The organism is Citrobacter sp. NCU1 (assembly GCF_010231475.1).
Lineage (GTDB): Bacteria > Pseudomonadota > Gammaproteobacteria > Enterobacterales > Enterobacteriaceae > Citrobacter_D.
This window is the reverse complement of the sequence record NZ_NRDO01000084.1, coordinates 58,950-79,621: the sequence shown is the minus strand read 5'-3', so window position 1 is coordinate 79,621 and position 20,672 is coordinate 58,950. Positions and strand designations below refer to the sequence as shown.

Sequence of the window (20,672 nt, the reverse complement as noted above, 5' to 3'; positions counted from 1 at the left end):
CCCTTTGCCAGAGAGATAATCGGCCGTCTGGAAACACATATGGATGGACGGATTTGTTCCGTCAGCAGGGGAGGGGAGGTGAAGCTGGGGCTTTTCTGCTTGCCCAGTCACGAAGGTTCAACCAATAACTTGCATGAATAGCAAGCAATCAGACAAAAGCGATGCCTGGTACGGATTTGTTGTTAACAGAATAATAACAGAGCGGTGTTAATTGAAATTAAAATAAAAGTGAAATTATTGTGATTATTTTTTGTGGTGGATTTCTGCTATGGAAAATAACCACCAATTGACTACGCTAAAAAGTTAAGTCCGGGTACGAGTTGATCCTGATGGTGCGTTAATAAAAATGCAGTTTTTTTATGCTTGCGCACTCATTTGGTAATCGTGCGTTTCAATTTAAAAACATATTTGCAACATTGAATTTACCGAAGTTACTGTTGATACATATTGTTAACCGATTTTATGGATTTTGATATAAATCAAAGTTTAATCCTTGGAAAAGCACACTAAAACACGATAAATTGTTCATGATCAAATTGGTGAAAAAGCGATAACTTCGCTATAAATTGATCACTGTCGAAAAACGTAAATCTAACTCAATAAAAACCTGTTTATTGTAAGGATTTTGCGGCGTAATATAATTGCGGGATCAATTTGAGTTTTTTATTAACATGTTTGTAACCTTTCATCGTTGCTGTTTCCTCTCACGACAAAACAGTAACGAAGAAAGTGCGCAAATAAATTTGTATTGGGGCATGCGTGTGACCCTTTCTAACGGGGTTCACTCTCGGAGTCTTCATGCGATGAGCAAGGAGTCATGATGTTAGATATAGTCGAACTGTCGCGCTTACAGTTTGCCTTGACCGCGATGTACCACTTCCTGTTTGTGCCACTGACGCTCGGTATGGCGTTTTTGCTGGCCATCATGGAAACGGTCTACGTCCTTTCCGGCAAACAGATTTATAAAGATATGACCAAGTTCTGGGGCAAGTTGTTTGGGATCAACTTCGCTCTGGGTGTGGCAACCGGTCTGACCATGGAGTTCCAGTTCGGGACTAACTGGTCTTACTATTCTCACTATGTAGGGGATATCTTCGGTGCGCCGCTGGCGATCGAAGGTCTGATGGCCTTCTTCCTCGAATCTACCTTTGTAGGTCTGTTCTTCTTTGGTTGGGACCGCCTGGGTAAAGTCCAGCATATGTGCGTCACCTGGTTGGTGGCTTTAGGTTCAAACCTTTCCGCGTTGTGGATCCTGGTCGCTAACGGCTGGATGCAGAACCCAATTGCAGCGGATTTCAACTTTGAAACCATGCGCATGGAGATGCTGAGCTTCTCTGAACTGGTGCTTAACCCGGTTGCACAGGTGAAATTTGTTCACACTGTCGCATCTGGTTATGTTTGTGGCGCGATGTTCGTTCTGGGTATCAGCTCCTACTACATGCTGCGCGGCCGTGACTTCGCGTTCGCTAAACGCTCTTTTGCCATCGCTGCCAGCTTCGGTATGGCTGCTATTCTCTCTGTTATCGTCCTGGGTGATGAATCCGGTTACGAAATGGGCGACGTGCAGAAAACCAAACTTGCCGCCATTGAAGCAGAATGGGAAACCCAGCCTGCGCCGGCATCCTTTACGCTGTTCGGTATTCCGGACCAGGATGCGCAGGAAAACCATTTTGCGATTCAAATTCCTTATGCGCTGGGCATCATTGCCACCCGCTCTGTTGATACACAGGTCATTGGTCTGAAAGACCTGATGGTGCAGCACGAAGAGCGTATCCGTAACGGGATGAAAGCGTATCAGTTGCTGGAAGAACTGCGTGCTGGCTCAACCGATCAGGCCGTTCGCGACCAGTTCAACAGCATGAAGAAAGACCTGGGATATGGTCTGCTGCTGAAACGCTATACGGATAAGGTCACTGATGCGACCGAATCGCAAATTCAGCAGGCAACGAAAGATTCTATACCTCGCGTTGCGCCACTGTACTTCGCTTTCCGTATCATGGTGGCGTGCGGCATTTTGATGCTGGCGATTATCGCGGTGTCCTTCTGGACTGTTATTCGCAACCGTATCGGTGAGAAAAAATGGCTGCTGCGCACGGCGCTGTATGCGATTCCATTGCCGTGGATTGCCATTGAGTCCGGTTGGTTCGTTGCAGAATACGGTCGTCAACCGTGGGCAATTGGTGAAGTGTTACCGACAGCTGTGGCGAATTCTTCGCTGACTGCCGGCGACCTCATCTTCTCGATGCTGTTGATTTGCGGCCTATACACCCTGTTCCTGGTGGCTGAACTGTACCTGATGTTCAAGTTCGCACGCCGTGGCCCGAGCAGCCTGAAAACCGGTCGTTATCACTACGAGCAGTCCACTGTGACTTCTCAGCCGGCACGCTAAGACAGGAGTCGTCAAATGATCGATTATGAAGTATTGCGTTTTATCTGGTGGCTGCTGGTTGGCATTCTGCTGATTGGTTTTGCGGTCACTGATGGCTTCGACATGGGGGTGGGCATGCTCACCCGCTTCCTCGGTCGTAATGATACCGAGCGTCGAATTATGATTAACTCCATCGCCCCGCACTGGGACGGTAACCAGGTTTGGCTGATCACCGCGGGTGGCGCATTGTTCGCGGCATGGCCGATGGTGTATGCCGCTGCGTTCTCCGGTTTCTACGTGGCGATGATCCTTGTACTGGCGTCATTGTTCTTCCGTCCGGTCGGTTTTGATTACCGCTCTAAGATTGAAGATATGCGCTGGCGCAACATGTGGGACTGGGGCATCTTCATTGGTAGCTTCGTTCCGCCGCTGGTGATTGGTGTGGCATTCGGTAACCTGCTGCAAGGGGTTCCGTTCCACGTAGACGACTACATGCGTTTGTACTACACCGGTAACTTCTTCCAGTTGCTGAATCCGTTTGGTCTGTTGGCGGGTGTCGTGAGCGTAGGGATGATCATCACTCAGGGCGCGACCTATCTGCAGATGCGTACCGTGGGTGAACTTCATCTGCGTGCTCGTGCGACGTCACAGGTTGCGGCACTGGTGACTCTGGTCTGCTTCGCTCTGGCGGGTGTCTGGGTGGTGTACGGTATTGACGGTTATGTTGTGACTTCCGCACTGGATCACCATGCCGCCTCTAACCCGCTGACCAAAGAGGTCGCTCGTGAAGCGGGCGCATGGATGGTGAACTTTAACAATGCACCTATCCTTTGGTTGGTCCCGGCGCTGGGCGTAGTTCTGCCGTTGTTGACCATTCTGACTTCTCGTATGGAGAAAGGGGCCTGGGCGTTCGTCTTCTCCTCACTGACGTTGGCCTGCATCATCCTGACTGCCGGTATCGCGATGTTCCCGTTTGTGATGCCGTCCAGCACGATGATGAACGCAAGTCTGACAATGTGGGACGCAACGTCCAGCCAGAGAACATTAAATCTGATGACCTGGGTTGCTGCGGTGTTTGTGCCTATTATCCTGCTCTACACCGGTTGGTGTTACTGGAAGATGTTCGGCCGCATCACCAAAGAAGATATTGAAAGCAACAGCCACTCTCTGTACTAAGTAAGGAGCTTAAAATGTGGTATTTCGCATGGATTTTGGGAACGCTTCTTGCCTGTGCATTTGGGATAATCACAGCGCTAGCGCTTGAGCACGTTGAAGCAGGCAAAGCCGGACAAGAAGAAAGCTGATGACCAGCATTATCGCGATGTTATATGCGGTAATGGATAAGCGCCCCTTGCGGGCGCTTTCCTTTGTGCTGGCAATCGTGTTGGCTGGCTGCATATTCTGGGACCCTTCACGCTTCGCAGCAAAAACCAGCGAGCTGGAAATCTGGCATGGTTTTCTGTTGATGTGGGCGGTCTGTGCTGGTGTGATTCATGGGGTGGGGTTTCGTCCCCGCGCGGTGCATTGGCAGGGGCTTTTCTCTCCATTGATTGCCGATATTGTGCTTATCACCGGTCTGTTTTTCTTCTTCCTTTGAATAAGAAACATCCTTAAATATTTATGGGCTTGCATAAGCCCATAATTTTTTACTCTCCCTTAACTTCCCCCCATTCCCAAGCCTCAATAGCGCGCGTATAGTAGCAACGTTTAAAATCTCTAACTTTTGTTGCATTACCGGGATGTAAAGTGAAGACAACGCTATATACAACAGCATTCTCGCGGCATCGCGGCGGTAAGTGCGCGAATCACCAGGAGCTTACTGGAGTAAGTGACTGGTGTGAGTGGACGAAGCCAACAAAGAGGCGGCAGGAATGAATAAGTATATATTTCGATGGCCGGTTCGTGTCTACTACGAAGACACCGATGCCGGTGGTGTGGTTTATCACGCCAGTTACGTCGCTTTTTATGAAAGAGCACGTACAGAGATGTTGCGCCATCATCACTTCAGCCAACAGGTGCTGCTGGCTGAACGAGTCGCCTTTGTGGTACGCAAAATGACGCTAGAATATTTTGCGCCAGCGCGACTTGACGATATGCTCGAAATTCAAACAGAAATTACGTCAATGCGTGGCACCTCTTTGGTATTCACGCAACGCATTGTCAACGCAGAGAACGCCGTGCTGAATGAAGCAGAAGTTCTGATTGTTTGCGTTGATCCACTCAAAATGAAGCCTCGTGCGCTTCCCAAGTCTATTGTCGCGGAGTTTAAGCAGTGACTGACATGAATATCCTTGATTTGTTCCTGAAGGCAAGCCTTCTGGTTAAACTTATCATGTTGATTTTGATTGGTTTTTCGATCGCATCCTGGGCTATCATTATCCAGCGAACTCGTATTCTTAATGCGGCTGCGCGTGAAGCTGAAGCGTTCGAAGATAAATTTTGGTCCGGAATCGAACTGTCTCGCCTGTATCAGGAAAGTCAGGGGCGTCGTGATAGCCTGGCCGGTTCGGAGCAAATTTTCTACAGCGGGTTCAAAGAGTTTGTGCGACTACATCGTGCAAACAATCATGCGCCAGAAGCGGTGGTTGAAGGGGCATCCCGTGCGATGCGTATCTCAATGAACCGTGAACTGGAAACATTAGAGACGCATATTCCCTTCCTCGGTACGGTAGGGTCCATCAGTCCGTATATCGGTCTGTTTGGTACGGTCTGGGGGATCATGCACGCATTTATCGCGCTGGGAGCGGTAAAACAGGCCACCCTGCAGATGGTTGCGCCAGGTATCGCGGAAGCATTGATTGCAACGGCCATCGGTCTGTTTGCTGCTATTCCAGCCGTTATGGCCTACAACCGCCTGAATCAGCGCGTGAACAAGTTGGAATTGAATTACGACAACTTTATGGAAGAGTTCACCGCGATTCTGCACCGCCAGGCGTTTACCAGTAGCGAGAGCAACAAGGGGTAAGCCATGGCCAGAACGCGTGGACGAGGTCGTCGTGAACTTAAGTCCGAAATCAATATTGTACCGTTGCTCGACGTTCTGCTGGTGCTGCTGCTGATCTTTATGGCGACAGCGCCCATCATTACCCAGAGCGTGGAAGTCGATTTGCCGGATGCGACTGAGTCGCAGGCCGTAAGCAGCAATGACGATCCTCCGGTCATTATTGAAGTTTCCGGTATTGGGCAATATAGCGTGGTGGTCGAAAAAGATCGTATGGATCAGCTACCGCCAGAACAAGTTATTGCCGAGGCGAAAAGCCGCCTGGAGTCCAATCCGAAAACGGTCTTCTTAATCGGTGGCGCGAAAGATGTGCCTTACGATGAAATAATTAAAGCGCTGAACTTGTTACACAGTGCGGGCGTGAAGTCGGTTGGCTTGATGACGCAGCCAATCTGAAGTCTTCGTCCCTCTGGCTTGCAACATAGCGAGTAACAGACGAACAGTTTTTTGGGAACCGAGAGTGTCAAAGGCAACCGAACAAAACGACAAGCTCAAACGGGCGATAATTATTTCAGCGGTGCTGCATGTCATTTTATTTGCGGTACTGATCTGGAGCTCGTTCGATGAGCACATTGATGCTTCAGCGGGGGGCGGCGGTGGATCTTCCATTGACGCCGTCATGGTTGATCCTGGCGCCATTGTTCAACAGTACGATCGTCAGCAGCAGCAACAGGCGAGTGCGAAACGTGCTGAGCAACAGCGTGAAAAACAAGCGCAGCAGCAAGCCGAAGAGCTTCGTGAGAAGCAGGCTGCCGAACAAGAACGTTTGAAGCAACTTGAGAAAGAACGCTTAGCTGCGCAGGAAAAAGCGCGTGAGCAGGCGGAGCAGCAGAAGCAAGCTGAAGCGGCTACGCAAAAGGCGCAGGAACAACAGAAGCTGGCTGAGGAAGCTGCGGCGAAAGCTGCTGCCGACGCGAAGGCCAAAGCGGATGCTCAGGCGAAGCAAGCCGCAGAAGCCGCGAAGAAAGCGGCCGCAGACGCACAGAAAAAAGCGGAGGCTGAAGCCGCCGCAAAAGCTGCCGCTGATGCGAAGAAAGTCGCCGAGGTGATGGCTGCTAAGGCTGCCGCTGATGCTGCGAAAAAAGCACAGGCGGAAGCCGAGAAGCAAGCTGCAGCTGATAAGGCCGCCGCTGAGAAAGCGGAAAAAGCAGCTGCTGCGAAAGCGGCCGCTGCTGAAAAAGCCGCAGCCGATAAGAAAGCGGCTGCAGAGAAAGCAGCAGCGGACAAAAAAGCCGCGGCTGAGAAGGCGGCTGCAGATAAAAAAGCGGCGGCTGATAAGAAAGCTGCCGCAGATAAGGCCGCTGCGGCTAAAAAAGCCGCGGCTGAAAAAGCGGCTGCCGCTTCCGGTGTTGACGACCTGCTGGGCGATTTAAGCTCTGGTAAGAATGCACCGAAATCCGGCGGTGGAGCGAAAGGCAACAATGCTTCTCCAGCCGGGAGTGGGAATACTAAAAATAATGGCGCATCAGGTGCGGATATCAGCAACTATGCCGGGCAGATTAAATCTGCCATTGAGAGTAAGTTTTATGACGCCTCGTCCTATACAGGGAAAACCTGTACGCTGCGCATAAAGCTGGCTTCCGACGGCATGTTACTGGATATTCAGTCTGAAGGTGGCGATCCCGCGCTTTGTCAGGCAGCGCTTGCTGCAGCCCGACAGGCGAAGATTCCAAAACCACCGAGCCAGGCGGTATATGAAGTGTTTAAAAACGCACCTCTGGACTTTAAACCGTAAGCCAGGTTTTCCCGGTCGTGACGGGGAAAAACAAACTGCGGTAGTCGCTGGGTTCTGGTAGTTTTGTGTATTTGAGTTTGTTAACATTCTGCTAAATTATCGTGGGCTTTCCGCCTGGATAAGGGAGATATGATGAAGCAGGCATTACGAGTAGCATTTGGTTTTCTGATGCTGTGGGCAGCTGTGCTGCACGCAGAAGTACGTATCGAGATCACCCAGGGGGTGGACTCGGCGCGCCCAATTGGCGTTGTGCCATTCCAGTGGGCGGGGCCGGGTGCTGCCCCTGAAGATATCGGCGGTATCGTGGGTGCTGACCTACGCAACAGCGGTAAATTTAATCCACTAGACCGTTCTCGTCTGCCACAGCAGCCGGGGACCGCTCAGGAAGTTCAGCCTGCGGCATGGTCTGCTTTGGGCATTGACGCTGTCGTGGTCGGTCAGGTAACGCCGAATCCGGACGGTTCCTACAATGTGGCGTATCAGTTGGTTGACACTGGTGGTGCGCCGGGTACCGTTCTGGCTCAGAACTCTTACAAAGTGAACAAGCAGTGGCTGCGTTATGCAGGTCATACTGCCAGTGACGAAGTGTTTGAAAAACTGACCGGTATTAAGGGCGCGTTCCGTACCCGTATCGCTTATGTGGTTCAGACCAATGGCGGTCAGTTCCCGTATGAACTGCGCGTGTCTGACTACGATGGCTATAACCAGTTCGTGGTTCACCGTTCTCCGCAGCCGCTGATGTCTCCGGCATGGTCACCGGATGGTTCCAAACTGGCATACGTTACCTTTGAAAGCGGCCGTTCTGCGCTGGTCATTCAGACCCTGTCGAACGGTGCGGTTCGTCAGGTTGCCTCATTCCCGCGTCACAACGGTGCGCCGGCATTCTCACCGGATGGCAGCAAACTGGCGTTTGCCTTGTCTAAAACCGGTAGTCTGAACCTGTATGTGATGGACATTGGTTCTGGCCAGATCCGCCAGGTGACGGATGGTCGCAGCAACAACACCGAACCGACCTGGTTCCCGGACAGCCAGAATCTGGCATTTACCTCTGACCAGGCCGGTCGTCCGCAGGTGTATAAAGTCAATGTCAATGGCGGTGCTCCGCAACGTATTACCTGGGAAGGATCGCAAAACCAGGATTCTGATGTGAGCAGCGACGGCAAATTTATGGTAATGGTAAGCTCAAATAGTGGGCAACAACACATTGCCAAACAAGATCTGGTAACGGGTGGCGTACAAGTTCTGTCGTCAACGTTCCTGGATGAAACGCCAAGTCTGGCACCTAACGGCACTATGGTAATCTACAGCTCTTCTCAGGGGATGGGATCCGTGCTGAATTTGGTTTCTACAGATGGGCGTTTCAAGGCGCGTCTTCCGGCAACTGATGGTCAGGTTAAATTCCCTGCCTGGTCGCCGTATCTGTGATAATAAATAATTGATTAATAAAGGAATCATTGAAATGCAACTGAACAAAGTGCTGAAGGGGCTGATGATCGCTCTGCCTGTTATGGCAATCGCGGCATGTTCTTCTAACAAGAACGCCAGCAATGACGGCAGCGAAGGCATGATGGGCGCTGGCACTGGTATGGATGCTAATGGCAGCGGCAACATGTCCTCCGAAGAGCAAGCGCGTCTGCAGATGCAACAGCTGCAGCAGAACAACATCGTTTACTTCGATCTGGACAAGTACGATATCCGTTCTGATTTCGCTGCAATGCTGGATGCGCACGCAAACTTCCTGCGTAGCAACCCGTCTTATAAAGTCACCGTAGAAGGTCACGCGGACGAACGTGGTACTCCTGAGTACAACATCTCCCTGGGCGAACGTCGTGCTAACGCCGTTAAAATGTACCTGCAGGGTAAAGGCGTTTCTGCTGACCAGATCTCCATCGTTTCTTACGGTAAAGAAAAACCTGCAGTACTGGGTCATGACGAAGCGGCTTACTCCAAAAACCGTCGTGCCGTACTGGTTTACTAAGAGAATGACATGAGCAGTAACTTCAGACATCACCTGTTGAGTCTGTCGTTACTGGTTGGCATAGCGGCCCCCTGGGCCGCTTTTGCTCAGGCGCCAATCAGTAGTGTCGGCTCTGGCTCGGTCGAAGACCGCGTCACTCAACTCGAGCGTATTTCTAATGCTCATAGCCAACTTTTAACCCAACTCCAGCAACAACTTTCCGATAATCAGACTGATATTGATTCCCTGCGTGGCCAAATTCAGGAAAGCCAGTATCAACTGAATCAGGTCGTTGAGCGTCAGAAACAGATCCTGTTACAGATAGACAGTCTGAGTAGCGGTAGCGCAGCGGCGCAACCTGCAACTGGCGAGCAAAGTGGTGCGGCAGCGGCAACGCCTGCTCCAGATGCTGGAGCAGCAGTGTCAGGCGTGCCCGCTTCAAGCGGAGACGCGAATACGGATTACAACGCGGCAATTGCCCTGGTGCATGATAAATCCCGTCAGGATGACGCGATTGTGGCGTTTCAGAACTTCATCAAACAATACCCGGACTCAACGTACCAGCCGAATGCCAATTACTGGCTGGGGCAGTTGAATTACAACAAGGGTAAAAAAGATGATGCTGCGTTCTACTTTGCCTCGGTTGTGAAAAACTATCCGAAGTCTCCGAAGGCTTCTGATGCGATGTTCAAAGTCGGCGTCATCATGCAGGACAAAGGCGATACAGAAAAAGCCAAAGCCGTTTACCAGCAGGTCATCAGTAAATACCCTGGTACCGATGGTGCGAAACAAGCGCAAAAACGTCTCAGCGCGATGTAATGCACACCATGCGACCAGAAATCGCGTTATTTCTGGTCGTGTCGTGTGATTCATAAGCAGTTGAGTGATCTATATCGAAATTTTTGTTGCGCTGAAATCTGAAATCAGTAATATATGCCGCCGTTGCCACGGGATATCAAACAAACCAAAAGCAACGCAAAAGTGGGTCGTTAGCTCAGTTGGTAGAGCAGTTGACTTTTAATCAATTGGTCGCAGGTTCGAATCCTGCACGACCCACCAATTACTGAAGTAGATTGTGGTAGTAAAACGTGAAGGATAACGTTGCGTCAGCAACGGCCCGTAGGGCGAGACGAAGCCGAGTCATCCTGCACGACCCACCACTTAAAGCAGTATCCAGCGTAGTATCGGGTGATTAGCTCAGCTGGGAGAGCACCTCCCTTACAAGGAGGGGGTCGGCGGTTCGATCCCGTCATCACCCACCACTCGGGTCGTTAGCTCAGTTGGTAGAGCAGTTGACTTTTAATCAATTGGTCGCAGGTTCGAATCCTGCACGACCCACCAATTTTAACATCGAACTCAGATGTTAAGCGTGAAGGATAACGTTGCATCAGCAACGGCCCGTAGGGCGAGGCAAAGCCGAGTCATCCTGCACGACCCACCAATTTTAAATTGGTAACGAGTAAAATATTTCAGGTAACACCCGGATGGGGCGTTAGCTCAGTTGGTAGAGCAGTTGACTTTTAATCAATTGGTCGCAGGTTCGAATCCTGCACGCCCCACCAATATTGAAGTGGGTTCCTGAAAAAGAATAAAGTAGTAAATCCCGAAAGGGGTCGTTAGCTCAGTTGGTAGAGCAGTTGACTTTTAATCAATTGGTCGCAGGTTCGAATCCTGCACGACCCACCAATGTAAAAAGGCGCCCTAAAGGCGCCTTTTTGCTATCTGCGATTTAGACGATTCGAACCTGCTGCAGGTTCGGGCCGAACGCAGTGAGACAGCGGAGCCGCTTGCGGCGATGGCCCGAAGGGCGAGCGAAGCGAGTTATCCTGCACGACCCACCAGTGCAAAAGAGGGCGCTGTTGGTAACGCTGTTCACTTAAGCGAGTGAATAAGGGGAACCACCAGGATTGGATTCCCGGAGGGACGCCAAACCCGGTGATCGCCCCCGGATATCTCGGTCCTAAACTAACAGTGCTAGCGCTGTCGGCGTCTTTTTTGCTATCTATGAGTTGGGTAATTGCCTGATGATGCTTCGATTTTCATGCCTATGGTCGTTTTGTCTTTATAGGTCAAGTAAGCGCCAGCGCCACTCGACACCTGATACAGACTTTCACGCTCAAAATCTCCACGACTTTTCCCGCTGTTTCGGCTATCTTGTTTAGCATACAAAACACCCGTATCCGACTAATGCGCTTCGTGCGCTAATAACCGACAATTTCGTTAAGCCAGTAAAACGAGAAAGCATGATGAGCGTGATGTTTGATCCAGAAGCTGCAATTTATCCGTTTCCACCGAAGCCAGCACCGCTGAGCGTGGATGAAAAACAATACTACCGTGAGAAAATCAAACGTCTGCTGAAAGAGCGGGACGCCGTGATGGTCGCCCACTATTACACCGACCCGGAAATCCAGCAACTGGCTGAAGAGACCGGCGGCTGCATTTCGGATTCGCTCGAGATGGCTCGCTTTGGCGCGAAACATCCCGCGTCAACCCTGCTGGTTGCAGGGGTTCGGTTTATGGGAGAAACCGCCAAAATTCTCAGTCCGGAAAAAACAATCCTGATGCCCACTCTGCAGGCGGAATGCTCGCTGGATTTGGGATGTCCGATCGACGCATTCAGTGCGTTTTGCGATGCCCATCCGGATCGCACCGTGGTGGTCTATGCCAACACATCAGCCGCGGTAAAAGCGCGGGCTGACTGGGTGGTGACGTCCAGCATCGCCGTTGAACTTATTGAGCATCTTGATAGTTTAGGTGAAAAAATCATCTGGGCGCCGGATCGCCATTTGGGTAACTACGTACAGAAAAAGACCGGTGCTGACGTACTGTGTTGGCAGGGCGCCTGTATTGTCCACGATGAGTTTAAAACCCAGGCCTTAACCCGCATGAAAGGGCTTTATCCAAATGCCGCCGTGCTGGTACATCCTGAGTCACCTCAGTCGATCGTTGATATGGCCGATGCGGTAGGGTCAACCAGTCAGCTCATCAATGCGGCGAAAACGCTGCCGCATCAGCAACTGATTGTGGCGACCGACCGGGGTATTTTCTACAAAATGCAACAGGCGGTTCCAGAGAAAGAGCTGCTTGAAGCGCCGACGGCGGGAGAAGGGGCGACCTGTCGTAGTTGCGCTCATTGCCCATGGATGGCAATGAACGGCCTTAAAGCGATTGCTGAAGGCCTGGAACAAGGCGGAGCGTCCCATGAAATCCATGTTGATGAAACGCTGCGAGAAGGCGCTTTATTGCCGTTAAACCGCATGCTGGAATTTGCGGCTACACTACGAGCTTAATCGTGACGTTTTGCTCTGGGGGAAAAGATGGATTTTTTTAGCACGCAGAACATTCTGGTTCATATCCCAATCGGCGCGGGGGGCTACGCTCTGTCGTGGATTGAGGCTGTGGGGACTGTCGCCGGTTTACTGTGTATCGGACTGGCGAGTCTGGAGAGGATCAGCAATTACTTTTTTGGTCTGATTAACGTGACGTTATTCGCCATTATCTTCTTTCAGATCCAACTCTATGCCAGCCTGCTGTTACAGGTCTTTTTCTTCGCCGCCAATATCTATGGCTGGTATGCCTGGTCCCGACAAACGAGTCAACATGAAGCGGAGCTGAAAATTCGCTGGTTGCCGTTGCCAAAAGCACTGAGCTGGCTTGCTGTCTGTGTGGTCGCCATTGGTTTGATGACGGCATTCATCGACCCGGTATTTGCCTTCCTGACAAAAATTGCTGTGAATATTATGCAGACGCTGGGATTGCAGGTCACGACGCCTGAACTGCAGCCTGACGCTTTCCCCTTCTGGGATTCCTGCATGATGGTGCTGTCGATTGTGGCGATGATCCTGATGACGCGCAAATACGTTGAAAACTGGCTACTGTGGGTGGTAATCAACGTCATCAGCGTGGTGATCTTCGCGCTACAGGGCGTTTACGCGATGTCGCTGGAATACCTGATCCTGACATTCATTGCCCTGAACGGCAGTCGGATGTGGATCAACAGTGCGCGCGAACGGGGTTCGCACGCACTTTCTCATTAATGGTGGTGATGTATAGGCCCGGATTGCCTTTGGTTCAGATGGCAATCCGGACCGTTACAGGGTTGATACTCTAACTGTATGGTGGCGTGTTCAATCTGGTAATGATGGATCAGAAAATGTTGGATGCGCGCCAGCAACGCATCATGATCGTGCGGCGGGATCACCTGCACATGCATCGTCATCACCGGTTTCTCACCGACCATCCAGACATGCACATGGTGCACATTACGTACTTCCGGGATATCCCTGCTGAGATGGCGCTGTAATGCGGCAATATCCAGTGAAACCGGGGCGCCTTCCAGGAGTTCATTGACGCTATCTTTCAACAAACGCCATGCGCTTCTTAGCACCAGCAAGGAAACCAGAATCGAGAGGATTGGGTCGGCAGGCGTCCAGCCCGTCCAGATGATAATCAGCGCAGCAATGATTGCCCCGACTGATCCCAGTAAGTCCCCCATTACATGCAGGGCCGCCGCCCTGACGTTGAGGTTTTTTTCTTCGCTACCGCGGTGCAGAATCCAGAATGAGAGCACATTAGCTACGAGCCCGGCGACGGCGATGACCATCATCATGCCGCCTGCAACGGGTCGCGGCGTATAGAAACGTTCAATGGCCTCCCAGACGATCAAAATGGTGATTACCACCAGCGCGATGGCATTAACAAATGCGGCCAGTGTCGTGAGTCTTAGCCAGCCGAAGGTATGGCGGATTGTGGGTGGGCGCCGGGAAAACTGTACGGCCAGGAGTGCAAAGAGCAGGGCAGCGGCATCGGTGAGCATGTGGCCAGCATCAGCCAACAATGCCAGCGAGCCGGAAATAATCCCGCCCACTGCCTCAACCAGCATAAATCCGGCGGTGACACAAAACGCGAACAGCAACCGACGGGCATTTTTATCTTCCGGCAGGTGAGGTGAATCAGGAGTATGTGAGTGCGCCATAGTGTCATCCCTTTGTTATTCTCATCATTACTGTATGACATCATACGGATTTTTGACTGACAAAATAAAAAGGAGAGCTTTTACTCTCCCGATATCAGCCAAATTTTCAGGTTTTGCGGGAGTCAGCAGGCGTTGAGAAGCGGGCGCTGACGACGGCGAAAAGATGATTTAGCGCAGCATAGAATCTGGAAAATGATTTTAATAAGAACAATTGACGTTGAAAATTGTGGGATGGATCTCGATTTTCGCTACTTTATGGTGTTTTTCTGCTTATTTCAGGATTAATCCGTGCAAAGTGTAAAACCCAGTTTACACCTTCGGGGGGAAGATATAGATTGAAGGGATTGCATTCATTTATATAAGTATGGCAACGCTGGAATAATCATGAATTATCAGAACGACGATTTACGCATTAAAGAGATCAACGAGTTATTACCGCCGGTCGCACTCCTGGAAAAATTCCCCGCTACTGAAAACGCTGCAAACACGGTAGCGCATGCCCGTAAAGCGATTCATAAAATTCTGAAAGGCAATGACGATCGCCTGCTGGTCGTGATTGGACCGTGTTCAATTCATGACCCGGCGGCGGCCAAAGAGTATGCGGCTCGCCTGCTGGCATTGCGTGAAGAATTAAATGACGAGCTTGAGATCGTCATGCGCGTTTATTTTGAAAAACCACGCACTACCGTGGGCTGGAAGGGACTGATCAACGATCCGCATATGGATAACAGCTTCCAGATCAACGATGGTCTGCGTATTGCGCGTAAGTTATTGTTGGATATCAATGATAGCGGTTTGCCGGCTGCCGGTGAGTTCCTCGATATGATCACCCCGCAATACCTTGCCGATCTGATGAGCTGGGGGGCCATTGGCGCGCGTACTACTGAATCTCAGGTTCACCGTGAGTTGGCTTCAGGACTTTCCTGCCCGGTAGGATTCAAAAATGGCACCGATGGCACGATCAAGGTCGCCATCGACGCAATCAACGCCGCAGGGGCACCGCACTGTTTCCTTTCCGTCACTAAATGGGGTCACTCCGCGATTGTAAATACCAGCGGAAATGGTGACTGCCATATCATTCTGCGTGGCGGTAAAGAACCGAACTACAGCGCCCAGCATGTCGCTGCCGTGAAAGAGGGGCTTGATAAAGCCGGGCTGCCTGCGCAAGTGATGATCGATTTTAGCCACGCCAATTCCAGCAAACAGTTCAAAAAGCAGATGGATGTCTGCACGGATGTCTGCCAGCAAATTGCCAGCGGAGAAAAAGCGATTATTGGCGTGATGGTGGAAAGCCATCTGGTTGAAGGTAACCAAAACCTGGAAGGCGGTGAGCCGCTGACCTACGGTAAAAGCATTACCGATGCCTGTATTGGTTGGGAAGATACCGATTTGCTGCTGCGTAAGTTGTCGAACGCAGTGAAAGCGCGCCGCGGATAATTCACGTTATCTGCTGCAGATTCAGAGCCGACTCTTGTAGTCGGTTTTTTTTGTGATTTTTATTCGGAATATAAATAAATATATAACGAATATTAGGTACGGTATAATCACGCCTCCGGCCCCGTAAGAAAAATCCACCCGCAAAATGATACGCTTCTTGATGAAATACGATGTCGCTCCCCGCTAATGTGACCTCCCCTAACGCCATTATGCGCTGCTACCGACAGGTTATGCGGCAACGCCTACTGCTGGCGCTGATGATTATTCTGGCGATCCTGGCTTCGCTGGTACTTGACTCAACCCTTGGCGCGTCGGGTTTACCGTTCACTGAACTCTGGAAAACGCTGCTGCATCCTGCCAATGCGAATGCCCGGGTCCGTGTCATTGTCTGGGATATTCGCCTACCGTATGCGCTGATGGCGTTGCTGATCGGGATGGCGCTTGGGCTGGCGGGCGCTGAAATGCAAACCATTTTAAACAATCCGTTGGCGAGCCCTTTTACACTCGGGGTTTCGTCTGCGGCGGCGTTTGGTGCAGCGCTGGCGATTGTGCTGGGCATCGGGATACCGGGTATTCCCGCAGCCTGGTTTATCCCCGCCAATGCCTTTGCGTTTGCCTTGCTGTCCGCATTATTGCTGGATGGTATTACCCGCTGGACGCGCGTTGCGACGTCGGGCGTTGTGCTGTTCGGGATTGCCCTGGTGTTTACCTTCAATGCGCTGGTTTCAATGCTGCAGTTTGTAGCGGATGAAGATACGTTGCAGGGACTGGTCTTCTGGACAATGGGCAGCCTGACTCGCGCCTCATGGGAAAAACTTGGCGTGCTGGCGGTGGTGTTCATTGTTGTCTCGTGCTGGTCAATGCGCAGCGCCTGGCAACTGACGGCATTGCGACTGGGAGAAGAAAGGGCGATGAGTTTCGGCATTGATGTCCGACGTTTGCGTCTGGCTGCGTTAATGCGCATTAGTTTGCTTTCCGCGCTGTCGGTCGCATTTGTCGGGCCGATTGGTTTTATCGGCCTGGTGGCGCCGCATATTGCGCGAATGTTGTTTGGGGAAGATCACCGTTTTTATCTGCCCGGCAGCGTGTTGACCGGTGGGCTTGTGCTTTCTCTGGCATCGGTCGCTGCTAAAAATATGGTGCCTGGGGTGATCATTCCGGTAGGGATTGTGACATCACTGGTGGGTGTCCCGTTTTTCCTCAGCATCATTCTTCGTCACCGGGGGAGCGGGCGATGAGCGGGCTGATAATTAAGGGGCTGTATGCCGGTTATCCAAAGCGCCCTGTGATTAGCGGTCTGAGCATTCCTGAACTGCCGCGCGGTAAAATTACCGTGCTGCTGGGGCCTAACGGCTGTGGAAAGTCGACATTGTTACGCGCTCTGGCGGGTTTAACGAAAGCCCGCGGGGAAGTGCTTCTTGGTAATGAAAACCTGATCTCGCTGCCGTTTGCCCGACGTGCGCAAAAGGTGGTGTTTTTACCTCAGTCATTGCCGCAGGAAGTGCACTTGCCGGTGCTGGAGTCTGTGGTGGTGGCGCAACGCACAGCAGGCGGAAATGACGCTTTGCAGGATCAGGCGCAGGTACTGGCACTACTGGAACATTTGGGCATTTCGCATCTGGCGCTGCATTATCTCGATCAGCTCTCCGGCGGTCAGCGGCAATTGGTCGGACTGGCGCAATCATTGATCCGTCGTCCTGAACTGCTGTTACTGGACGAGCCGCTCAGCGCGCTGGATTTGAATTATCAGTTGCACGTCATGGAAAGGATTGTTCAGGAGACGCGGGCGCGCCAACTGGTGACGCTGGTGGTGGTGCACGATATGAACATGGCATTACGCTTCGGCGACCATAGTGTGATGCTTAACGACGGTAAGCTGGTGGCAAGCGGCGCGCCGCAAGCGGTGATTACCGCAGAACGTCTGGCGCAGGTGTACAACGTACGTGGTCGTGTGGAACCCTGTTCGCAGGGGAGAGGGCAGGTGATACTGGATGGGGTTATCGGGGTATAAGCACCGGATAGCCAATCGATGACGAACGGCTACCCGGCAAATGGATTACTTCGCTTTGCCCTGATTCGCAACGGCAGCCGCTTTTGCTGCGATTTCGTCAGCATTACCCAGATAGTAATGTTTGATTGGTTTGAAGTTTTCATCGAACTCATACACCAGCGGTACGCCGGTCGGGATATTCAGTTCAAGAATTTCATCTTCACCCATATTATCCAGGTATTTCACCAGTGCGCGCAGGGAGTTACCGTGAGCGGCGATAATGACGCGCTCACCGCTTTTCATGCGCGGCAGAATAGATTCGTTCCAGTAAGGGATGACACGATCAATGGTCAGCGCCAGGCTTTCTGTGACCGGCAGCTCTTTGTCAGTCAATTTGGCATAACGCGGATCGTGACCCGGGAAGCGCTCATCGTCTTTGGTCAATTCTGGCGGTGTGACCGCAAAGCCACGACGCCACTGTTTCACCTGCTCATCACCGTATTTCTCTGCGGTTTCAGCTTTGTTCAGACCCTGCAACGCACCGTAGTGGCGCTCGTTCAGTTTCCAGGATTTTTCTACCGGCAGCCAGGCTTGATCCAGTTCATCCAGTACGTTCCACAGGGTGTGGATGGCACGTTTCAGCACAGAGGTATAAGCAAAGTCAAAGCTATAGCCTTCTTCCTTCAGCAGTTTACCTGCCGCTTTTGCTTCGCCCACGCCTTTCTCAGAAAGATCAACATCGTACCAACCGGTGAAGCGGTTTTCGTTGTTCCACTGACTTTCACCATGACGTACCAGAACCAGCTTAGTTACAGCCATATGCTTACTCCTCAATCTTCATTTAATGATAATAATTCTCATTATATTGCCATGACGCATCTGCGGCAATCCTTACGCATAACCATAGCGAAAATAGCGACGCAGTGTAAGGTTCTTGTGAACTCATGGTTGCAATTTTGTCTTTGAGTGATGGGGAATTAAGCAGGATGAAGACAAAATCGCCCTCCAGACGGAGGGCGCTTAATCAGGCGGGGATAAACTGATACTCCGTCAGGCTCACATACTCCTCGCCCGGGCGAAGAATACAGTCTGGCTGCGGCCATTCCGGATGGTTTGGGCTGTCCGGCAGGAACTCACTTTCCAGCGCCAGACCTTGCCAGTCAGCATAAGCGACGGGACCACGGGAAGGCGTGCCGCCCAGATAGTTGCCGGAATAAAATTGCAGTGCCGGTGCCGAGGTGTACACCTTCATCTGCAACTTTTCATCCTGTGACCACAGATGTGCGCAGGGAGTACGGGCATCGCCCCTGGTCTGCAACAAAAATGCGTGGTCATATCCCTTCACCTTGCGTTGATCGTCATCAGCAAGAAACGCACTGGCGATCGTTTTCGCATGGCGGAAATCAAATGAAGTGCCGACGACCGATTTTAGTCCTTCACGCGGGATGCCCCCTGCATCAACCGGCAGATAATCGTCAGCCAGAATCTGCAATTTATGATTGCGTACGTCCGTCGCGTCGCCATCCAGGTTGAAATAAACGTGGTTGGTCAAATTGACCGGGCAGGGCTTATCCACTGTCGCGCGATAGGTAATCGAAATACGATTGTCCTCGGTCAGGCGATATTGCGCGGTGGCGCACAGACGCCCCGGAAAACCCTGGTCGCCATCCTCGGACGTCAACGCAAACAACACCTGACAATCATTCTGGTTGACGACCTGCCAGCGACGTTTATCAAAACCGTCGGGCCCACCATGCAGCTGGTTTTCGCCCTGACTTGGCAACAAGCTGACTGTTTCACCCGCATAGCTGTAGCGGCTATCGGCGATGCGGTTAGCATAACGACCGATCGACGCGCCGAGAAACGCCGATTGTTCGGTATATTGTTCCGGGCTGGAGCAGCCCAGCAATGCTTCGCGAACACTGCCGTCGCTCAGGGGGATCCGGGCGGAAAGAAGGGTGGCTCCCCAGTCCATTAGCGTGACCACCATCCCTGTGCTGTTGCGCAGGGTTAACAGGCGGTATGGCTGACCATCGGGGGCCAGCGCGGGAGTTTCATTTAGCACTGTCCGGCTCCTTGTGAAGGCTTGCAGACGTAGAAGGTTTCTTTGATACCGGTTTTTGCTTCGTACTGTTCAGCCACAGCTTGCTGTACGGCAGGGACCAACGTTTCCGGGATCAAGGCGACGATACAACCGCCGAAGCCACCGCCAGTCATACGCACGCCGCCGTTTTCGCCGATGGTCGCTTTGACTATCTCAACCAGTGTATCGATCTGCGGTACGGTGATTTCAAAATCATCACGCATAGAGGCGTGAGATTCGGCCATCAACTCACCCATGCGTTTCAGGTCACCGTTCTCCAGCGCGTTTGCCGCTTCAACGGTACGCGCGTTTTCCGTCAGTACGTGACGAACGCGTTTCGCTACTACCGGGTCCAGCTTGCTGGCCACCGCGTTGAATGCCTCAAGGCTGACATCGCGCAGAGCGGGTTGTTGGAAAAAGCGAGCGCCTGTTTCGCACTGTTCACGGCGAGTGTTGTATTCACTGCCCACCAGCGTACGTTTAAAGTTGCTGTTGATAATAACGATTGCCACGCCTTCTGGCATCGATACGGCTTTAGTGGCAAGCGAGCGGCAGTCGATGAGCAAGGCATGGTCTTTCTTGCCCAGCGCGGAGATCAACTGATCCATAATGCCGCAGTTACAGCCAACAAACTGGTTTTCTGCTTCCTGGCCGTTGAGCGCGATTTGCGCGCCGTCCAGCGGCAGATGATAAAGCTGCTGGAATACGGTGCCGACAGCCACTTCCAGCGCGGCGGAAGAGCTTAAACCCGCGCCCTGCGGCACATTACCGCTAATCACCAAATCAGCGCCGCCAAAGCCCGCGTGACGTTTTTGCAGGTGTTTTACCACGCCGCGTACGTAGTTTGACCATTGCTGGCTGTCGTGGGTGACGATGGGCGCGTCGAGGGAGAATTCGTCAATCTGATTGTCATAATCGACAGCAATCACGCGAACTTTACGATCGTCGCGCGTCGCACAGCTAATCACCGTCTGATAGTCGATAGCACAGGGCAGCACAAAACCGTCGTTGTAATCGGTATGTTCGCCGATCAGATTAACGCGGCCAGGCGCCTGAATGGTGTGGGTGGCAGGGTAGCCAAAAATTTCTGCAAACAGAGATTGTGTGTTCTCTTTCAGACTCATTT

Annotated in this window: 20 protein-coding genes and 5 tRNA genes; 21 read left to right on the top strand and 4 right to left on the bottom strand. The window is 51.8% G+C overall.

What is annotated here, in order from left to right; translation table 11 throughout:
- Positions 1 to 820 precede the first annotated feature (820 nt).
- The 18 genes from cydA (at position 821) to pnuC (ending at position 13,098) form a co-directional block, all read left to right on the top strand.
- Positions 821 to 2,389 (top strand): cytochrome ubiquinol oxidase subunit I, encoded by a 1,569-nt coding sequence (cydA, locus tag CJP72_RS22010; protein WP_162383430.1) that lies wholly within the window; start codon positions 821 to 823, stop codon positions 2,387 to 2,389.
- Positions 2,390 to 2,404: 15 nt separating this feature from the next.
- On the top strand, positions 2,405 to 3,544 hold the full coding sequence (gene cydB / locus CJP72_RS22005) for a cytochrome d ubiquinol oxidase subunit II (RefSeq protein ID WP_162383427.1): 1,140 nt from the start codon (positions 2,405 to 2,407) through the stop codon (positions 3,542 to 3,544).
- 14 nt (positions 3,545 to 3,558) lie between these two features.
- A complete protein-coding gene (gene cydX / locus CJP72_RS22000) occupies positions 3,559 to 3,672 on the top strand; it encodes a cytochrome bd-I oxidase subunit CydX (protein ID WP_071828905.1) in 114 nt (37 codons plus the stop codon).
- Positions 3,672 to 3,965: a cyd operon protein YbgE gene (gene ybgE, locus CJP72_RS21995; protein WP_162383426.1), complete on the top strand. Its 294-nt coding sequence runs from the start codon at positions 3,672 to 3,674 to the stop codon at positions 3,963 to 3,965. The genes cydX and ybgE overlap by 1 nt, the downstream gene beginning before the upstream one ends.
- 274 nt (positions 3,966 to 4,239) lie before the next feature.
- Positions 4,240 to 4,644, top strand: coding sequence for a tol-pal system-associated acyl-CoA thioesterase (ybgC, locus tag CJP72_RS21990; RefSeq protein ID WP_162383425.1), 405 nt, complete (start codon positions 4,240 to 4,242; stop codon positions 4,642 to 4,644).
- Positions 4,641 to 5,333 carry a Tol-Pal system protein TolQ gene (gene tolQ, locus CJP72_RS21985; RefSeq protein ID WP_024130524.1) on the top strand — a complete coding sequence of 231 codons (693 nt, stop codon included), beginning with the start codon at positions 4,641 to 4,643 and terminating at the stop codon, positions 5,331 to 5,333. The genes ybgC and tolQ overlap by 4 nt, the downstream gene beginning before the upstream one ends.
- 3 nt (positions 5,334 to 5,336) lie before the next feature.
- Positions 5,337 to 5,765 (top strand): colicin uptake protein TolR, encoded by a 429-nt coding sequence (tolR, locus tag CJP72_RS21980; protein WP_162383424.1) that lies wholly within the window; start codon positions 5,337 to 5,339, stop codon positions 5,763 to 5,765.
- Positions 5,766 to 5,829: 64 nt separating this feature from the next.
- The gene (gene tolA, locus CJP72_RS21975) at positions 5,830 to 7,104 is read left to right on the top strand and encodes a cell envelope integrity protein TolA (protein ID WP_162383423.1); all 1,275 of its coding nucleotides are present in this window, start codon (positions 5,830 to 5,832) and stop codon (positions 7,102 to 7,104) included.
- Between the two features lie 132 nt (positions 7,105 to 7,236).
- Positions 7,237 to 8,529, top strand: a complete 1,293-nt coding sequence (gene tolB / locus CJP72_RS21970) for a Tol-Pal system beta propeller repeat protein TolB (protein ID WP_162383429.1) — start codon at positions 7,237 to 7,239, stop codon at positions 8,527 to 8,529.
- Between the two features lie 34 nt (positions 8,530 to 8,563).
- Entirely contained in the window at positions 8,564 to 9,082 is a 519-nt protein-coding gene (gene pal / locus CJP72_RS21965; RefSeq protein ID WP_162383422.1) for a peptidoglycan-associated lipoprotein Pal, read from the top strand.
- A 9-nt stretch (positions 9,083 to 9,091) separates the two neighbouring features.
- Entirely contained in the window at positions 9,092 to 9,880 is a 789-nt protein-coding gene (gene cpoB, locus CJP72_RS21960) for a cell division protein CpoB (RefSeq protein ID WP_162383421.1), read from the top strand.
- A 164-nt stretch (positions 9,881 to 10,044) separates the two neighbouring features.
- Positions 10,045 to 10,120 (top strand) — tRNA-Lys (locus tag CJP72_RS21955).
- Between the two features lie 127 nt (positions 10,121 to 10,247).
- Positions 10,248 to 10,323: transfer RNA gene (locus CJP72_RS21950), tRNA-Val, on the top strand.
- A gap of 3 nt (positions 10,324 to 10,326) precedes the next feature.
- Positions 10,327 to 10,402: transfer RNA gene (locus CJP72_RS21945), tRNA-Lys, on the top strand.
- Positions 10,403 to 10,547: 145 nt separating this feature from the next.
- A tRNA-Lys gene (locus tag CJP72_RS21940) sits at positions 10,548 to 10,623 on the top strand.
- Positions 10,624 to 10,671: 48 nt separating this feature from the next.
- Positions 10,672 to 10,747: transfer RNA gene (locus tag CJP72_RS21935), tRNA-Lys, on the top strand.
- A 560-nt stretch (positions 10,748 to 11,307) separates the two neighbouring features.
- The gene (gene nadA / locus CJP72_RS21925) at positions 11,308 to 12,351 is read left to right on the top strand and encodes a quinolinate synthase NadA (protein ID WP_162383428.1); all 1,044 of its coding nucleotides are present in this window, start codon (positions 11,308 to 11,310) and stop codon (positions 12,349 to 12,351) included.
- A 27-nt stretch (positions 12,352 to 12,378) separates the two neighbouring features.
- Entirely contained in the window at positions 12,379 to 13,098 is a 720-nt protein-coding gene (pnuC, locus tag CJP72_RS21920; protein WP_162383420.1) for a nicotinamide riboside transporter PnuC, read from the top strand.
- On the opposite strand, the gene zitB is transcribed toward pnuC, so the two are convergent.
- Complete coding sequence (gene zitB, locus CJP72_RS21915; protein WP_162383419.1) at positions 13,095 to 14,036, bottom strand: CDF family zinc transporter ZitB; 942 nt, start codon at positions 14,034 to 14,036, stop codon at positions 13,095 to 13,097. The two genes, pnuC and zitB, sit on opposite strands and share 4 nt — an antisense overlap.
- 384 nt (positions 14,037 to 14,420) lie before the next feature.
- Between zitB and aroG the strand changes: the two genes are divergently transcribed.
- From aroG to CJP72_RS21900, 3 genes are all read left to right on the top strand, one after another.
- Positions 14,421 to 15,473: a 3-deoxy-7-phosphoheptulonate synthase AroG gene (aroG, locus tag CJP72_RS21910; protein WP_162383418.1), complete on the top strand. Its 1,053-nt coding sequence runs from the start codon at positions 14,421 to 14,423 to the stop codon at positions 15,471 to 15,473.
- A gap of 170 nt (positions 15,474 to 15,643) precedes the next feature.
- Entirely contained in the window at positions 15,644 to 16,711 is a 1,068-nt protein-coding gene (locus CJP72_RS21905; RefSeq protein ID WP_162383417.1) for a FecCD family ABC transporter permease, read from the top strand.
- Positions 16,708 to 17,484: an ABC transporter ATP-binding protein gene (locus tag CJP72_RS21900; RefSeq protein WP_162383416.1), complete on the top strand. Its 777-nt coding sequence runs from the start codon at positions 16,708 to 16,710 to the stop codon at positions 17,482 to 17,484. Before CJP72_RS21905 ends, CJP72_RS21900 begins: the two co-directional genes overlap by 4 nt.
- Before the next feature lie 45 nt (positions 17,485 to 17,529).
- Here the strand turns inward: CJP72_RS21900 and gpmA are convergent, their stop codons facing one another.
- The 3 genes from gpmA to galK all read right to left on the bottom strand — a co-directional run bounded on the left by gpmA (position 17,530) and on the right by galK (position 20,670).
- On the bottom strand, positions 17,530 to 18,282 hold the full coding sequence (gene gpmA, locus CJP72_RS21895) for a 2,3-diphosphoglycerate-dependent phosphoglycerate mutase (protein ID WP_162383415.1): 753 nt from the start codon (positions 18,280 to 18,282) through the stop codon (positions 17,530 to 17,532).
- A gap of 205 nt (positions 18,283 to 18,487) precedes the next feature.
- Positions 18,488 to 19,528: a galactose-1-epimerase gene (gene galM / locus CJP72_RS21890; protein WP_162383414.1), complete on the bottom strand. Its 1,041-nt coding sequence runs from the start codon at positions 19,526 to 19,528 to the stop codon at positions 18,488 to 18,490.
- Positions 19,522 to 20,670: a galactokinase gene (galK, locus tag CJP72_RS21885; RefSeq protein ID WP_162383413.1), complete on the bottom strand. Its 1,149-nt coding sequence runs from the start codon at positions 20,668 to 20,670 to the stop codon at positions 19,522 to 19,524. Before galK ends, galM begins: the two co-directional genes overlap by 7 nt.
- Between the last annotated feature and the right edge of the window lie 2 nt (positions 20,671 to 20,672).

Excerpts from the sequence above, each read along its gene's own strand:
- cydA (WP_162383430.1), top strand. The coding sequence starts at position 821 with ATGTTAGATATAGTCGAACTGTCGCGCTTACAGTTTGCCTTGACCGCG.
- cydB (WP_162383427.1), top strand. The coding sequence starts at position 2,405 with ATGATCGATTATGAAGTATTGCGTTTTATCTGGTGGCTGCTGGTTGGC.
- cydX (WP_071828905.1), top strand. The coding sequence starts at position 3,559 with ATGTGGTATTTCGCATGGATTTTGGGAACGCTTCTTGCCTGTGCATTT.
- ybgE (WP_162383426.1), top strand. The coding sequence starts at position 3,672 with ATGACCAGCATTATCGCGATGTTATATGCGGTAATGGATAAGCGCCCC.
- ybgC (WP_162383425.1), top strand. The coding sequence starts at position 4,240 with ATGAATAAGTATATATTTCGATGGCCGGTTCGTGTCTACTACGAAGAC.
- tolR (WP_162383424.1), top strand. The coding sequence starts at position 5,337 with ATGGCCAGAACGCGTGGACGAGGTCGTCGTGAACTTAAGTCCGAAATC.
- tolB (WP_162383429.1), top strand. The coding sequence starts at position 7,237 with ATGAAGCAGGCATTACGAGTAGCATTTGGTTTTCTGATGCTGTGGGCA.
- pal (WP_162383422.1), top strand. The coding sequence starts at position 8,564 with ATGCAACTGAACAAAGTGCTGAAGGGGCTGATGATCGCTCTGCCTGTT.
- cpoB (WP_162383421.1), top strand. The coding sequence starts at position 9,092 with ATGAGCAGTAACTTCAGACATCACCTGTTGAGTCTGTCGTTACTGGTT.
- nadA (WP_162383428.1), top strand. The coding sequence starts at position 11,308 with ATGAGCGTGATGTTTGATCCAGAAGCTGCAATTTATCCGTTTCCACCG.
- pnuC (WP_162383420.1), top strand. The coding sequence starts at position 12,379 with ATGGATTTTTTTAGCACGCAGAACATTCTGGTTCATATCCCAATCGGC.
- zitB (WP_162383419.1), bottom strand. The coding sequence starts at position 14,036 with ATGGCGCACTCACATACTCCTGATTCACCTCACCTGCCGGAAGATAAA.
- aroG (WP_162383418.1), top strand. The coding sequence starts at position 14,421 with ATGAATTATCAGAACGACGATTTACGCATTAAAGAGATCAACGAGTTA.
- CJP72_RS21905 (WP_162383417.1), top strand. The coding sequence starts at position 15,644 with ATGTCGCTCCCCGCTAATGTGACCTCCCCTAACGCCATTATGCGCTGC.
- CJP72_RS21900 (WP_162383416.1), top strand. The coding sequence starts at position 16,708 with ATGAGCGGGCTGATAATTAAGGGGCTGTATGCCGGTTATCCAAAGCGC.
- gpmA (WP_162383415.1), bottom strand. The coding sequence starts at position 18,282 with ATGGCTGTAACTAAGCTGGTTCTGGTACGTCATGGTGAAAGTCAGTGG.
- galK (WP_162383413.1), bottom strand. The coding sequence starts at position 20,670 with ATGAGTCTGAAAGAGAACACACAATCTCTGTTTGCAGAAATTTTTGGC.